This window comes from Veillonella sp. VA142, from assembly GCF_003992135.1.
Taxonomy (GTDB): domain Bacteria; phylum Bacillota; class Negativicutes; order Veillonellales; family Veillonellaceae; genus F0422.
On sequence record NZ_RQVN01000004.1, the window covers coordinates 1 to 13,479 of the forward strand.

The window sequence follows — 13,479 nt, forward strand, 5'->3', positions numbered from 1 at the left end:
CCAATTTGGTATAATGATATGCATTGGTATTGGTTTTGTTCATAATTACATTATACCAATGAAAAGGGTCCTTCGGGACCCTTTTGCCTATTAAAAGTATAAAAAATAGAGGAAAGTTGATAGTTTTTGATTAACTTTCCTCTATTTTATTTATGGGCTATTTTGTTACAGCCCCTGCTATTAAAACCAACCCATTTTATCCTATAACCCTCATTTTGAATGTTTCAGAGTTCGTATACTTTTATTAAGTAAAAAGAATAGCACCAGCTATTTTCATAGCTCGTGCTAAGAACTCTTTATATGAGTATCCCCCACATTTGACAAAGAGCCATTTTAATTACCTCTGTTTCGCCCACCGTTGGTATCCTTTCCACAACAGGAAATAAATCACCGACGCAATGAGTATCACCACGGTTAAGCGGCCTAAGTTATCTTGTAATAGCACCGCATCGTGACCGACGATGACTTCTAGTGCTGTGGAAGGGAATTTCCCTACCAAGTTGGCGATAATGTAATCGCGCAAAGAAATTTGGCTAATGGCCCCCAAAGCAGTAATGATACCGCTTGGAAAGTATGGAATAGAACGAGCAAAAAGCATCATCACCAATCCATTTTTACCGCTAAAGTCATCCACTTTCAGTAAAAATTCACTTTTTTCAATGACCTTATGCGCTGTATCTCGCAAGATGTAGCGCATAATCATAAAGCTCAGTACTACTCCCACCGTTTCTGCTAGCCAAGAGATAATAATTCCTGGCACTACACCAAACAGCAATCCATTGGCTGTGGAAAAGAAGATGGATGGTAAAAATCCCAACGCATTGATGAGCACATCTAGAACAAAGCTAATCACCATCGCCCACGGGCCATAGGATTGTAATACGTCCGCCATACGTTGTACATCCCCAGAAAGGATTAATTCCCACATGTCATCATAAAAACCAGGAACAAGGATGTACACTAGTAGTCCTAGTACTACGAGTCCACTCAACAACCCCAGTTGTATGTATCGTTCCTTTTTCTTATCATTCATTCCCATACCTTCTTTACTAGTCGTTACTTAACCTCTACCATCGAGTACTAAATTATCGTGGATTGCACGAACTGCTGTTTTGATGTGTTCTTCTCCGATAAGGCAAGAAATACTAATTTCAGAAGTACTGATAATCTCGATATTCACACCTTCGTCAGATAAAATACCAAACATTTTTGCTGCTACCCCTGGTTGCCCCAACATACCAGCACCAACGATAGATACTTTTGCCATATTTTCATTAATCACACACTCCTCGATAGACATGGATTGACCAAGCTCCTCAAGTACTTTTTTGGCTAAGTTCACATCATCACGTGTAATGGTAAAAACAATATCTGTTCGTTTATCATCTGTGGTGCGGATACTTTGTACAATCATATCTACGTCGATACTCTCATTAGCTAACGCTTGGAACACCTGATGTGCCACACCTGGGATATTTTCAACCCCTACAAGACTTACTTTTGCTACATTTGTATCATCTGCAACGCCTGTAATAGCGTATTGATTTGCTTTCATTGTATACTCCTCTCGAATTATCGTGCCTTCTTCATCACTGAAAGTAGATCGTACATGTATTGGTACCCCATACCGATGTCCCATTTCTACCGCTCTTGGTTGCATAACACCTGCTCCTAAGCGCGCCATTTCTAGCATTTCGCCATAGGTAATTTCTTTCAGTTTAACAGCCCCTGGTGCCACCCGTGGATCTGTGGAGTATACACCATCTACATCTGTAAAGATTTCGCATACATCAGCTTGCATAGCACCTGCTAATGCCACTGCTGTCGTGTCAGAACCACCACGTCCTAATGTAGTGATATCCCCTGCTTCCGTCATTCCTTGGAAACCAGCTACGACCACAATATTACCCGCTTCTAAGGCATCTAGTACACGTTTCGGTTCAATATCTAAAATACGTGCTTTACCAAACGTATCACTGGTAGCAATACCTGCTTGCCCGCCTGTCATAGACACCGCTGCATGACCTTTTGCTTGGAATGCCAGTGCCATCAATGCAATCGTTACTTGCTCCCCCGTAGAAAGAAGACGATCCATTTCACGACCATACGGCATAGAGGTTACTTCTTTCGCTAAACTCACCAATTCATCTGTTGTATCGCCCATAGCAGAAACAACTACCACAATACGATCCTCTGGTTGTTTGTCACGCAACACGCGATTTACAATGTTAAATATTTTTTCAGGCGTCGCTACAGAGCTACCACCAAATTTTTTCACAATTAATGCCACTGCAATCCCTCATTTATAAGATACAAAGTATAAAATAATATCTATACTAATCTACCATACTACGCTACTAAAGTAAAGGATTTTTATAATATTTTACTATTTATATCATACATTTGTCTTTTTATAGTAGATATTCTTATATACATTTTCACTATACTATACACCAATTTATGGCTATGTAACCTCTTTAGGCAATATTAATAAAGGACTGCTTCCCCTAAAGGGTCAACAGTCCTTATCATAACCGATTCAGTTATATGTCTAATCTGAAATTAGCCTTCTACAACGATATTTTTTTCGGATTCCCACAAGCCATGGATGTTGCAGTAAGAAGTTGCAATCAAACGACCAGATTTTTTGAAAGATGCTGTAACAACTCCAGCTGCTTCTGCATGTACAGGACCTTCGTTAGCGCCTGTAGGTGCTTCACCATGTACATTGAACTCAAGACGAGCTACTTCATACGGAAGTTGTGTGCCTTCTTCTACATAATACAATTTGATCCAAGAAATATGATGTTCTACTGTATTAGGATGAGCAATTTCTTTACCCACTTCTAATTCGATGACTACGCGTTCACCAGCTTTTACAGTATCAGGTGCTGTGATTACTGGAACGTGTTTTTCTGTTGCAAATTCAGCTGTTTTTACATAATTTGTGATAGCCATAGGTATAACCCCCTTGAATTAATATCATATCCAAACATGGAAACCTTTCCATGTAAAGCACTAAATTAGTACACTATTATTGTACTTGTTTTTTTTCACTTACGCAAGAACTATTTTTAAGTTTTTCGATGTGGTTTTTGCATAGGCATTCTATTTTCCACAATATCTAATAGTCAAACTCATGCTTAAACCGCCTAAGCTAAAACTCGATACCACGCTTTGCTTTAATCCCTTGTTGGTAGGCATGCTTAATAACTTTCATTTCCGTTACTGTATGCGCCAATTCAACAATCTCTGGGCGTGCGTTACGACCTGTTAAAATCATGTCTAAATTCTCAGGTTTTGTTTGTAGCAAATTTACTACTGTCTCTACATCAACTAGCCCATAATGAATGGCATAATTGATTTCATCAAGGATAATCAAATCCCATTGGCCAGACTTCACTTCCCTTTCCACCATAGCCCATGCTTCTTTGGCTGCTTGTTGATGTTCTTTCATTTTTTCTTCTGATTCTTCTTGCTTATGAAAGATAAAGCCTTTTCCCATGGATCGAATCTCTACAGTCGGTAATAAATCAATACCTGCTAATTCACCATAATTAGCACCACTTTTAATAAATTGCAAAATAAGTACCTTTCTACCGCATCCCGCTGAGCGCAATGCTACCCCTAAAGCGGCTGTTGTCTTGCCCTTACCATCTCCCGTGTTAACTAAGATTAAACCTTCACCCATCTGTCTCTCCACCTTTCTTTGGATATATGGAAATCCCATGCCAAGGCACAGGATTCCCAAAATTATATTAGATTATACTTAGAATGGATTCCGTATATGGTACGCTAGTTTACCAAGTACATGGTCCACTGGTACAAATCCAATGAAACGGCTATCTGAAGAATGATTACGATTGTCTCCCATCACAAATACATGCCCTTCCGGCACAGTAATCGGCAAAGACCGTTCAAACTTCATAGTCTCTTTTTTAGTATACGTTTCATTTAGTTTGGTACCATTTCTCCACACATGGCCTTCTTTAAATTCCAATGTATCACCTGGACGACCAATAACACGTTTAACCCACACATCATGACCTTGCAAAGATGGCACCACTACACTAGCATAATTCATCAAAGGCTCCATCGCATCATCCTTCCAAGAACGTTCTCGTTGTACTCGGCTATCAATGATGACAATATCTTCGTAATTAGGTATATTTCGCATCACATGAGACCATTTGCTAATTAACAAGAAATCCCCATTATGCAAGGTATCCTCCATGGATTCACCGGATACTCTCGTAGGTTGCACAATAAATATATGCGTTAACATGGCTACAATAAGAGCTACAACAATAGCTTGTAGCCATTCACGAGCTTCTTTCAAAATTTGACTGCCTATAGCTGTATCTTTTTCCATAGATCCTCCTATTCTAAGAATACGTAATACTACGCATCTTGTATCAATTAATGAATTGATTTTTTGCCGAACTGACCACCGAATACATCATGTACATCATTGATAGTGATGAAAGCATTATCATCCACTTCGTAAATAATATCTTTCAATTTTGTTAATTCCAACCGCGTCACAACACAATAAATGATACGTTTCGGAGTCTTTGTATACGCCCCTTCCCCATATAGTAATGTAACGCCACGTCCTAAACGATGCATCACTACATCGGCCACTTCTTCCGATTTATCAGTGATAACCATAACTCCTTTAGATTCTTCTACACCTGTAATGACTAAATCCATCATTTTATAGGCTACAAAATAGGCAATCAAAGAGTACATGGCACTATTCCAATCATAGACAAAACCTGCCGCACCTAAAATAAAAAAGTTCAAGAACATTACGATTTCACCTACGGAAAAAGAACTCTTCTTATCAAAGATGATAGCTACAATTTCAGATCCATCTAAAGACCCACCATTTCGTATAATAATACCTACTCCGAGCCCCAGAATAATTCCACCAAATACTGCGGCCAACAAAGGGTCATTCACAATAGGCGATAGATAATGCATGAAAGCAGAAAATACAGAAATACATGCTATAGCAAATAAGGTGGATATAGTAAAACTTTTACCAATTTGCATATATCCTACGTACAAAAATGGTAGATTAATTAACATCACAAGCACGCTGAATGAGATTCCAGATAGATTACTTGCCATTAAGGCAATACCTACAACGCCACCATCAATTAAATGATTAGGCACTAGAAATACATCTAGTCCATAGGTATAGATGGCAGCCCCGATAATCATCATACAGTATCGCATAGCCATATCTATTAATTTTCGTTTTCTGCTTTTGTGTTCTTTCATCCTTCGGATACTCACTCCTTATTTGTTACTAACCAACGTTCTCCAATAATCCATGCCGTAATATCATCTACAGGAACTGGAGGATATAACATGCCTTTTGGCACTAATTTTCGCCACCCTGTAGGTGGATGTATTTCAAAATAGCGACGCCTTGCCTCTTCTGTAGTATGCTTTTCATTGACAAAGTTAAATTCTTTTCCCTGTTTTTCTGCTATATTTTTTACAATGGTCCCTACTGCTTTATGATTGGTTCCATTCCCACATACTAATACGGATGTCGTTGGATACATAGCTAGTAAAGATTGTAATTCACACATTACGGAATCGGTAGGCACAATATCCATCATCATTAATTGCGCTGTATCCGTAAGAATAGCAACGCCTGTTTTATCCCGCCCCGGGTCAATCGCCAATACATATGGTTCTAATGCCATCATTCACTCCTTACTCATTCATGGGAATGACGCGCAACATAATTTGTACAGGTCCACTAGTGAAAGTATCCTCTCTTGTAACAGCCTCTAATCGTACAGGGCCCCGTTGATCTTCTACTTTACGAATAGTAGCAAATAATTCATTTCCTGGTAAAGAGCCAACTTCACCAGTAATTGGATCTGGTAATACACCTTGTTTCTTCGCTTCCCCATTGACATCTTTTAAGAATGCCAACACTTGATCTTGCGCACTCTTGCCTCCATCAATCACGGATGACCAAAGAACAGTATTTTTTTTGAAAATCATATCATGAGGATACGCATGAATTTCTGCCAGCGCTGGCTCTCCATATATAATGTTGGCAGATGCTGTGACACGAATCATCAATGGCTTATCTGTAGCAGCGACTAATTTTGCTATCTCATTCAAATTATCTCGGCTAACATAAATCACTGTTTTTTCCTCTTCCATTTGGAAACGATTTAAAATGAGTCGATTCGTATCCTTCAAGAAACTAGTTAATGCCGCCATACTTTCTACTTCCCCTAGTCCAGGACGAATGACCGCTTGAGATAGCACTTCTCCATTGCGGAAAACAACATTTCCTTCACGCACATGATTGATACCATCTTCTAATTGTTTAGTTGTCAATTGTAAGTCTTGCACATGACTTTCTAGTTGAGCCCGTACCTCTTCCAAACGACCCACTTCAGAATTAGATGCCACTAACTTATGTTCTGCTTCCCCATAGGCATCTTGGATAGATACCAATTGGTCGCCCATACTTGCTAACGCACTACGTGTTTCTTCTAATTCTTGCTCCGTTGCTTGTACATCACTTTGTACCTTTTGTAATTGTTTATTTTTTTGATTCAATTCATCATTACTTTGTTGTAATGCTTTCGTCTTTTGATCAATATCTGCTGAAAGTTGTACCATCTGGGCTTTCAGTTTATCCATACCAAATAAAGCCGTACGCACATTGTTAGAGGCAATACTAAGTACCCCTAAAGTGGCGGCGGAAATCAAAATACCCGTTACTATCGTTACAATGATAGAAGTATGCTTAGGACGTAACCCAAACAAACTCATGCGCCGTTTCCCTACTTTTGTACCTATTTTATCGCCTAAAAATGCAATTAATCCCCCCATAATAGTAATAATGAGGAGGATCCGTAGTCCCACTAACATAGCCGTATACCTCAATGTCAAATACTAGTCCTATATCTTTACTTAGTATATCAAAATCCCTAGTACACTACAATGCTTATACAAGAAAATGTCTCGATATACTTCGTTTCATGTAGCGATAAAAGAGTAGCACCACCTACTCGATTAGTGATGCTACCCCTATACTCTCTTATTTAGATACTCTCCAGTTTAAATATAAGCCTGCTATAACACCTAGCATATTAGGAATCCAAGCCGCTAACAACGGAGGTAATGCCCCTCCTTTACCTAAGGCACCTGACAATGTCATAACCCCATAGTAAATGAAGATAACCAATACTGAAATACCAAATCCTATAGACGAACTAGACCGTTGTTTTTGCAATCCTAATGGCGCTCCTACTAAGGCAAAGATAAAACTAGCTACAGGAATGGTGAAACGTTGATACATTTCCATTTGCCATTCTGTAATCTTTCCACCCGTAGCTTCCATCGCTTTGATTTGCTGTCTAATCTCTTTGATGGTCATCTCTTCTGGTTTACGCTGAGAACGACTAATTTTATCTGGATCTTGTGTAATTGGCAATACTTGCTCTTCAAACTTTAATGTACGATCAATACCTTCACCAGATGCATTGATATCATAAATAGTACCATCATGCATAATCCAGTATTGTCCATTCCAATTCGCTGTTTTAGCACGTTCAATTTGCGTCACTTGCCCATCCGTAAATTGTTGTACCGTAATATCAGATAACAATTTACTAGAACTATCATATTTACCTGCATACATTAAGGTATTAATCTTTTTGTCTGCCAAGGTTTTCAGCACAATATGCTCTTGTGTTTGTGGTGTAGCACGTTTCATAATTTCCTCGCGAATAATCGTTTGATACGCATGGTTCGCTGCTGGCACCACATATTCATTAAACGCAATAGAGCAAAGAGAAATTAAAAAAGCCATAATATACACTGGTGTAGCCAAACGCAAGAAGTTTTGACCACCTGCACGCATAACAATAATTTCACTACTACCACTTAATCGGCCAAATGTCATCAAAGAGCCCAATAAGACAGACATAGGGAAGGTCAATATTACGATATTCGGTAATGCCAGTAAAAATGCTCTTGTTACAGACCACAAACTAGCACCGTATTCTGTAATATATTGCGCAATCCGAAATAAGGTTCCCGTACCAATAAAAATACTAGTAAACGCAAAAATACCAAACAGGAATGGCCCTATGAAAGCTTTCAATATATATTTATCTAAAATTCTCATACCCACTCCTACATTCGGAAATCATCACCTAAGTAAAACTTACGGGCTACATCACTAGTAGCCACTTCATCAGCGGTGCCTTCTAATAAAATCGTACCACTATTTAAGATGTACGCTTTATCTACAATCCCCAAGGTTTCACGTACATTGTGATCTGTAATGAGCACCCCAATACCACGATCTTTCAAATGGCGTATAATGGATTGAATGTCTGCTACTGCAATAGGGTCAACCCCTGCAAAAGGTTCATCTAGCAATATAAATTTAGGTTTTAAAGCAATGGCTCTAGCAATTTCTACACGACGGCGCTCACCACCAGACAACTGAATGCCTAAGCGTTCTCGCACGTGGGTGATATGAAATTCTTCTAGCAAAGATTCCATTGTATCCTTCTGTTCTGCTTTAGAAAGATTGGTGGTTTCTAACATGGCTAAAATATTATCTTCTACTGTTAAATTACGGAAGATAGATGCCTCTTGTGGCAAATATCCTATACCATAAGCAGAGCGTTTATACATCGGCATGCGAGTCACATCTACATCACCAATATAAATGCTCCCTGAAGTCGGTTTTTCTACCCCTACAATCATATAAAAAGTAGTCGTCTTTCCAGCACCATTTGGACCTAACAATCCTACAATTTCGCCTTCTTCAACACGGACACTCACTTTATCCACTACATTTCTTGATTTATAGGTTTTTATTAAATCCTTTGTTTGTATAAACATAAATGCTCCTTACTTTGGAGTAATGATTAGTGTACTACGCCCACCGAGCGTTTCCGCACTATTATCACTAAGTTCAATTTTTAACTCTGGGGCTTCTAAAATATTACCATTTTGTACCGCTCTAGCATTCCCTTTTAAATAAGCAACCCCATCATTTTGATTTGGCGTTTGTGTGTATACAGCTTCATTTGCTGTAGCATTAACGTTACGACTGGTACTAGACAAGGTTACATTCCCATTAGCTGTCGCAGATATTTGATTGGTATACGCCGTAATATGTTCACCTGTCAATATATTATCTGACATCACCAATTGTCCATGTCCATTAATCTCGCCATAACCGGTTTCTGTATTATAATTCACTTGATTGCCGAACAATTGACGATCATCTTTTTGTAGATGTACATTTCCAGTGGCATCAAACTGATGATTGTGTAAGACATGTACTTCACTAGCTGCCATGGACATATTGTTACCAATCATACTCACGCCACCAGTTAAAAATCCTTCTTCATCTTTTGTATTGTACCAACCAGAGGCACCTGTCATGGTCTTATCATCTTTTGTAATCACCACACTGCCTTTGGCTTCTGCACGACCACTGATACCATCATATGTCAACTGATCGGCAGTAATCATTATCTTTCCATTACCAGCAGGATCTGTGTCCGTTGTCGCTGCCCATACGGGAATCATCATAACACCACCCATAAGAGCTGTCATGAGTAAACGTTGTAGTTTCATGAATTTCCTTCCTACTTGCGAATTAATTTAGCATGACCTTTTGCTGTCACTTGTTGCAAAATCATATCTCCTTCTAATGCATCTCCCTCTAATGTAGTATCTGCATCAGTATAAGTAAACTTAGAAGTGGACTTAAATAGCTGTTCCTTACTTGTATATTCTAGCCCTTCTGTATGAAGACTAGCTCCCTTATTAGAGGTAGCCTCGATACCACCAGATAAAGTAATTTGTCCATGGTCTTTAGATACCAAACCTTTAGGGGCTTTTACAGTCAGTATTGTTCCATCTTTATGAAAAGTACCTGTCACATTTTCTAAGGTTATAACCTTTGTAGTTTGATCAAGGCTAATCTTCTCAGCTTTTACAGACCATATGAGTTGTCCATTTTTTTCTTCTTTTAGTTCCGTACCATTAAAACTGATAGAATTACCCGATGGTCCCACCGATGTTATATCTGTACCACCATATAAGAAGTATCCTAAACCTAAAAGAATTAAAGCACCTATCACAATTGTGAGGAGAAGTTTTTTATTGTTCTTCATGCACTGCCTCCCTCACTTGTAGCTTATGTTCAATATCCGTAATTTCATGAATTTTAGTATTCCACCGATGTTGGAACCATAGCCATTCATCAGGATGCTCTCTAATAAAAGATTCTGTTATCCTAACAGTTTCTTCAGTGAGACGGAACACGTCTTTTTCAACATCACCAGTATCTTTATAATGGAGTGCTGGCAAAACATGAACAATGTGTCCATCCTTTTTACGAGATGCAAAGACTGGTACAACAGGCGCTTTGAATTTTTTTGCAAATGAAGCTGGTCCTGTAACCGCTGATGAATCTTGTCCTAAGAACATCACCGGCAATCCTGTATACCATCCATCTTGATCCGCCAAGAAGCCTAACAGTTTCTTTGCTTTCATCGCTTGTGCAGCGCCTCTCATTTCAGAACCACCACGAGCAAATACTTCTAATCCCACCATTTCTCGGTATTCGTTCATCAATCTTGTGAATTGAGCATTCGGTTGTTTTTTTACAATCGTTGTGGACGGATACCCATGAGCCGCTAAGGCTGCGCCCATCCATTCCCAATTGCCTACATGAGCCGTCAATATGACAACACCTTTATCTTCTGCCATGGCTGCATCTAGATGCTCTAGCCCACGCATTTCTATATGTTCTTTTATGAACTCAGGTGTCAAATTAGGCATATATAGTGTTTCCATAACAGAACGTCCCAAGTTTTTAAAGAGTCGTCCTAATATGGCATCTGCTTCTTTTTCATCTATGGAAAGGCCAATCATCAGATTGTGTAATCCTCGTTTGACCTGTTTTTTACCTACTAATCTATATAAAGGTCCTAGAGATGCTCCAATGGATAAGATTGTAGAATAGGGTAATGCACAAACTAATTTACTAATCGTCTTTAATGCTGTATATTGCCATTCTCCCGCCATGAAAGCCTCCTTTCTACTGACCTGCTTGGTAGGATTCTTCACGATATGTGCGTACCGCATCCTCCCAAAGTCCTTCTCGTTTTAAAATATACTCAACTGCTTCACGCACTGCTCCCTCACCACCCTTGGCTTGGCAGATATAGTGAGCTACTTCTTTTATCTCTGGTACACCATCTAGTGGTGTCATAGCTAACCCCACCTTAGACATGATGCCTAAGTCATTGAGATCATCACCCATATAGGCTATTTCATGAGCCTCCAACTCCAATGTATGTAAGAGTTCTTGTAATCCTGCACTCTTATTATGACTTCCCATTTGAATATGAGAAATGTTTAACTCTTTTGCTCGTCTCTCTACCATGAGAGATGTACGCCCAGTAATAATGGCTGTTTGCAATCCCATCCGGTGTGCTAAGGCTAATCCTAATCCATCTTTTGCATGGAACGCTTTGATTTCTTCTCCACTAGATGTATAAGTAATCTCACCTTTCGTAAGAACTCCATCTACATCTAAAACTAAACAACGTATTGCCATTACACAATGCCTCTTCGCAACAAATCTGTAATATGTACTAACCCAAGGCTTGTTCCATCATAACCAACAACTGGTAAAACGGTAATAGGACGAGGTTGATTTTTCTCCATCATGTGAAGAGCTTCTGCTGCCAATTTATCCTTTGTAATAGTACGAGGAGATTTTGTCATCATATCTTCTACAGACCACACTAGAAAATTGCATCCAGAATCTAAACCACGGCGAATATCGCCATCTGTTACAAGACCGATTAACTTACCTTCTTCATCTACTACATTCGCTGCTCCAAGGCCTTTATTAGTCATTACAAATAAAGCATCTTGTACAGTAGCCCCTTTATGAATAATGGGATTATCATCTCCACTATGCATAATATTTTCTACGGTTAGCAATAATTTACGACCTAAGGAACCACCTGGATGGAATACAGCAAAATTTTCTGGAGTAAATTTGTGTTGATCTAGTAAACACACTGCTAAGGCATCTCCCAATGCCAATGCCGCAGTAGTACTGCTTGTAGGTGCTAATCCTAAAGGGCATGCTTCTTTGTCTACGCATACCACCAAAACTACATCAGAATTTTTTCCCAATGTAGAACTTGGATTACCCACTACAGAAATTAATTTAGCTCCAATTCGACGTAAGGATGGTAATAAACTAATGACTTCACTAGTTTCCCCACTATTGGAGAAAGCCAGTACTACATCATTAGATGTAACCATACCTAAATCGCCATGTACCCCTTCACCAGGGTGTAAAAATAATGCAGGTGTACCGGTACTTGCCAATGTAGCCGAAATTTTTCGTGCAATATGTCCAGATTTTCCCATACCTGTACAGACCACGCGTCCTTTAGAGGCTAAGATTAACTCTACTGCTGTTTCAAAACGATGGTCTAATGTTTCAATTAAGTCTAACACTGCTTTTGATTCTTCTTGGAGCACCTGTGATGCCCGTTCAAGTATCTTCATAGTTCACCTGCATCCTTTACATCTGTACTATTTTTTTACGATTTTGTCGATAGCCACTAAATCAGTTAATAATTCTTCTAGAGAATCTAAATATAACATATTTGGTCCATCTGAAAGTGCTTCTTCTGGGTTATCATGAACTTCAAAGAACAATCCATCCACGCCGCTCGCTACCGCACCACGTGCTAAATTAGCCACGAACTCACGTTGACCAGATGATGCTGTGCCTGCCCCACCTGGTAATTGTACGGAATGTGTAGCATCAAAGATAACTGGATAGTCAAAGGAACGCATAATTGGGAAGGATCTCATATCCACCACCAAGTTGTTATAGCCGAAGCTAAAACCACGTTCTGTAAGCATCAAATTTTGATTGCCAGATTCTTCCATTTTCTTCAACACATTGCTCATATCTTTAGGTGCCATGAATTGGCCTTTTTTCACATTCACGCATTTTCCAGTCGCTGCTGCTCCATATACCAAGTCAGTTTGGCGACATAAGAAAGCCGGAATTTGAAGAATATCCAACACTTCTGCAGCTGGTTCAATTTGAGTAATATCGTGGATATCACTTACCACTGGTACTTGTAACTCTTCTTTGATGGCTTTCAAAATTTCTAAACCTTCTACGAGGCCGGGACCACGGAAGGAAGAATAGCTCGATCGATTGGCTTTATCAAAAGAAGCTTTGAACACATATGGAATACCAACTTTTTCACAAATCGCTTTGGCACGGCGACCAATCTCTAATGTGCGTTCATAGCCCTCTATTACGCAAGGACCTGCTAATAAAAATAAGCCTTTGCCTCCACCAAGTGTGAGGTTGCCTACTTGTACTGTTTTCATACTATCTCCTCTCTAAACGAA

Annotated in this window: 16 protein-coding genes; all 16 read right to left on the reverse strand. The window is 39.2% G+C overall.

The annotated features are described in order from the left end of the window. Window positions 1–337: 337 nt before the first annotated feature. The 16 genes from EO117_RS02550 to kdsA all read right to left on the reverse strand — a co-directional run bounded on the left by EO117_RS02550 (window position 338) and on the right by kdsA (window position 13,458). Window positions 338–1,033 (reverse strand): TVP38/TMEM64 family protein, encoded by a 696-nt coding sequence (locus EO117_RS02550; protein ID WP_126938949.1) that lies wholly within the window; start codon window positions 1,031–1,033, stop codon window positions 338–340. Between the two features lie 27 nt (window positions 1,034–1,060). Beyond that, window positions 1,061–2,290 carry an aspartate kinase gene (locus tag EO117_RS02555; RefSeq protein ID WP_126938950.1) on the reverse strand — a complete coding sequence of 410 codons (1,230 nt, stop codon included), beginning with the start codon at window positions 2,288–2,290 and terminating at the stop codon, window positions 1,061–1,063. A 272-nt stretch (window positions 2,291–2,562) separates the two neighbouring features. Next, complete coding sequence (locus tag EO117_RS02560) at window positions 2,563–2,958, reverse strand: class II SORL domain-containing protein (protein WP_126938951.1); 396 nt, start codon at window positions 2,956–2,958, stop codon at window positions 2,563–2,565. Between the two features lie 199 nt (window positions 2,959–3,157). Further along, window positions 3,158–3,730, reverse strand: a complete 573-nt coding sequence (gene cobO, locus EO117_RS02565; RefSeq protein ID WP_256359678.1) for a cob(I)yrinic acid a,c-diamide adenosyltransferase — start codon at window positions 3,728–3,730, stop codon at window positions 3,158–3,160. A 39-nt stretch (window positions 3,731–3,769) separates the two neighbouring features. Next, entirely contained in the window at window positions 3,770–4,372 is a 603-nt protein-coding gene (gene lepB, locus EO117_RS02570; RefSeq protein WP_126938953.1) for a signal peptidase I, read from the reverse strand. 47 nt (window positions 4,373–4,419) lie between these two features. Beyond that, window positions 4,420–5,289, reverse strand: a complete 870-nt coding sequence (locus EO117_RS02575; RefSeq protein ID WP_126938954.1) for a YitT family protein — start codon at window positions 5,287–5,289, stop codon at window positions 4,420–4,422. Window positions 5,290–5,300: 11 nt separating this feature from the next. Continuing rightward, a complete protein-coding gene (locus EO117_RS02580; RefSeq protein WP_126938955.1) occupies window positions 5,301–5,723 on the reverse strand; it encodes a hypothetical protein in 423 nt (140 codons plus the stop codon). 10 nt (window positions 5,724–5,733) lie between these two features. After that, the gene (locus EO117_RS02585) at window positions 5,734–6,915 is read right to left on the reverse strand and encodes a DUF3084 domain-containing protein (RefSeq protein ID WP_126938956.1); all 1,182 of its coding nucleotides are present in this window, start codon (window positions 6,913–6,915) and stop codon (window positions 5,734–5,736) included. A 169-nt stretch (window positions 6,916–7,084) separates the two neighbouring features. Further along, window positions 7,085–8,176, reverse strand: coding sequence for an LptF/LptG family permease (locus EO117_RS02590; protein ID WP_126938957.1), 1,092 nt, complete (start codon window positions 8,174–8,176; stop codon window positions 7,085–7,087). Between the two features lie 8 nt (window positions 8,177–8,184). Continuing rightward, window positions 8,185–8,904 (reverse strand): LPS export ABC transporter ATP-binding protein, encoded by a 720-nt coding sequence (gene lptB, locus EO117_RS02595; protein ID WP_126938958.1) that lies wholly within the window; start codon window positions 8,902–8,904, stop codon window positions 8,185–8,187. 9 nt (window positions 8,905–8,913) lie between these two features. After that, window positions 8,914–9,648, reverse strand: coding sequence for an LptA/OstA family protein (locus EO117_RS02600; protein ID WP_126938959.1), 735 nt, complete (start codon window positions 9,646–9,648; stop codon window positions 8,914–8,916). Between the two features lie 11 nt (window positions 9,649–9,659). Next, entirely contained in the window at window positions 9,660–10,190 is a 531-nt protein-coding gene (gene lptC / locus EO117_RS02605; RefSeq protein WP_126938960.1) for an LPS export ABC transporter periplasmic protein LptC, read from the reverse strand. After that, window positions 10,177–11,106: a lysophospholipid acyltransferase family protein gene (locus tag EO117_RS02610; protein ID WP_126938961.1), complete on the reverse strand. Its 930-nt coding sequence runs from the start codon at window positions 11,104–11,106 to the stop codon at window positions 10,177–10,179. The genes lptC and EO117_RS02610 overlap by 14 nt, the downstream gene beginning before the upstream one ends. A 13-nt stretch (window positions 11,107–11,119) precedes the next feature. Further along, window positions 11,120–11,641, reverse strand: coding sequence for an HAD family hydrolase (locus EO117_RS02615; RefSeq protein WP_126938962.1), 522 nt, complete (start codon window positions 11,639–11,641; stop codon window positions 11,120–11,122). Beyond that, on the reverse strand, window positions 11,641–12,612 hold the full coding sequence (locus EO117_RS02620) for an SIS domain-containing protein (protein WP_126938963.1): 972 nt from the start codon (window positions 12,610–12,612) through the stop codon (window positions 11,641–11,643). The genes EO117_RS02615 and EO117_RS02620 overlap by 1 nt, the downstream gene beginning before the upstream one ends. A gap of 27 nt (window positions 12,613–12,639) precedes the next feature. Continuing rightward, window positions 12,640–13,458 (reverse strand): 3-deoxy-8-phosphooctulonate synthase, encoded by an 819-nt coding sequence (gene kdsA / locus EO117_RS02625; RefSeq protein ID WP_126938964.1) that lies wholly within the window; start codon window positions 13,456–13,458, stop codon window positions 12,640–12,642. Window positions 13,459–13,479 lie beyond the last annotated feature (21 nt).

Coding starts and splice junctions, on each gene's coding strand:
- EO117_RS02550 (WP_126938949.1), bottom strand. CDS start 1,033: ATGAATGATAAGAAAAAGGAACGATACATACAACTGGGGTTGTTGAGT.
- EO117_RS02560 (WP_126938951.1), bottom strand. CDS start 2,958: ATGGCTATCACAAATTATGTAAAAACAGCTGAATTTGCAACAGAAAAA.
- cobO (WP_256359678.1), bottom strand. CDS start 3,730: ATGGGATTTCCATATATCCAAAGAAAGGTGGAGAGACAGATGGGTGAA.
- lepB (WP_126938953.1), bottom strand. CDS start 4,372: ATGGAAAAAGATACAGCTATAGGCAGTCAAATTTTGAAAGAAGCTCGT.
- EO117_RS02575 (WP_126938954.1), bottom strand. CDS start 5,289: ATGAAAGAACACAAAAGCAGAAAACGAAAATTAATAGATATGGCTATG.
- EO117_RS02580 (WP_126938955.1), bottom strand. CDS start 5,723: ATGGCATTAGAACCATATGTATTGGCGATTGACCCGGGGCGGGATAAA.
- EO117_RS02585 (WP_126938956.1), bottom strand. CDS start 6,915: ATGTTAGTGGGACTACGGATCCTCCTCATTATTACTATTATGGGGGGA.
- EO117_RS02590 (WP_126938957.1), bottom strand. CDS start 8,176: ATGAGAATTTTAGATAAATATATATTGAAAGCTTTCATAGGGCCATTC.
- lptB (WP_126938958.1), bottom strand. CDS start 8,904: ATGTTTATACAAACAAAGGATTTAATAAAAACCTATAAATCAAGAAAT.
- EO117_RS02600 (WP_126938959.1), bottom strand. CDS start 9,648: ATGAAACTACAACGTTTACTCATGACAGCTCTTATGGGTGGTGTTATG.
- lptC (WP_126938960.1), bottom strand. CDS start 10,190: ATGAAGAACAATAAAAAACTTCTCCTCACAATTGTGATAGGTGCTTTA.
- EO117_RS02610 (WP_126938961.1), bottom strand. CDS start 11,106: ATGGCGGGAGAATGGCAATATACAGCATTAAAGACGATTAGTAAATTA.
- EO117_RS02615 (WP_126938962.1), bottom strand. CDS start 11,641: ATGGCAATACGTTGTTTAGTTTTAGATGTAGATGGAGTTCTTACGAAA.
- EO117_RS02620 (WP_126938963.1), bottom strand. CDS start 12,612: ATGAAGATACTTGAACGGGCATCACAGGTGCTCCAAGAAGAATCAAAA.
- kdsA (WP_126938964.1), bottom strand. CDS start 13,458: ATGAAAACAGTACAAGTAGGCAACCTCACACTTGGTGGAGGCAAAGGC.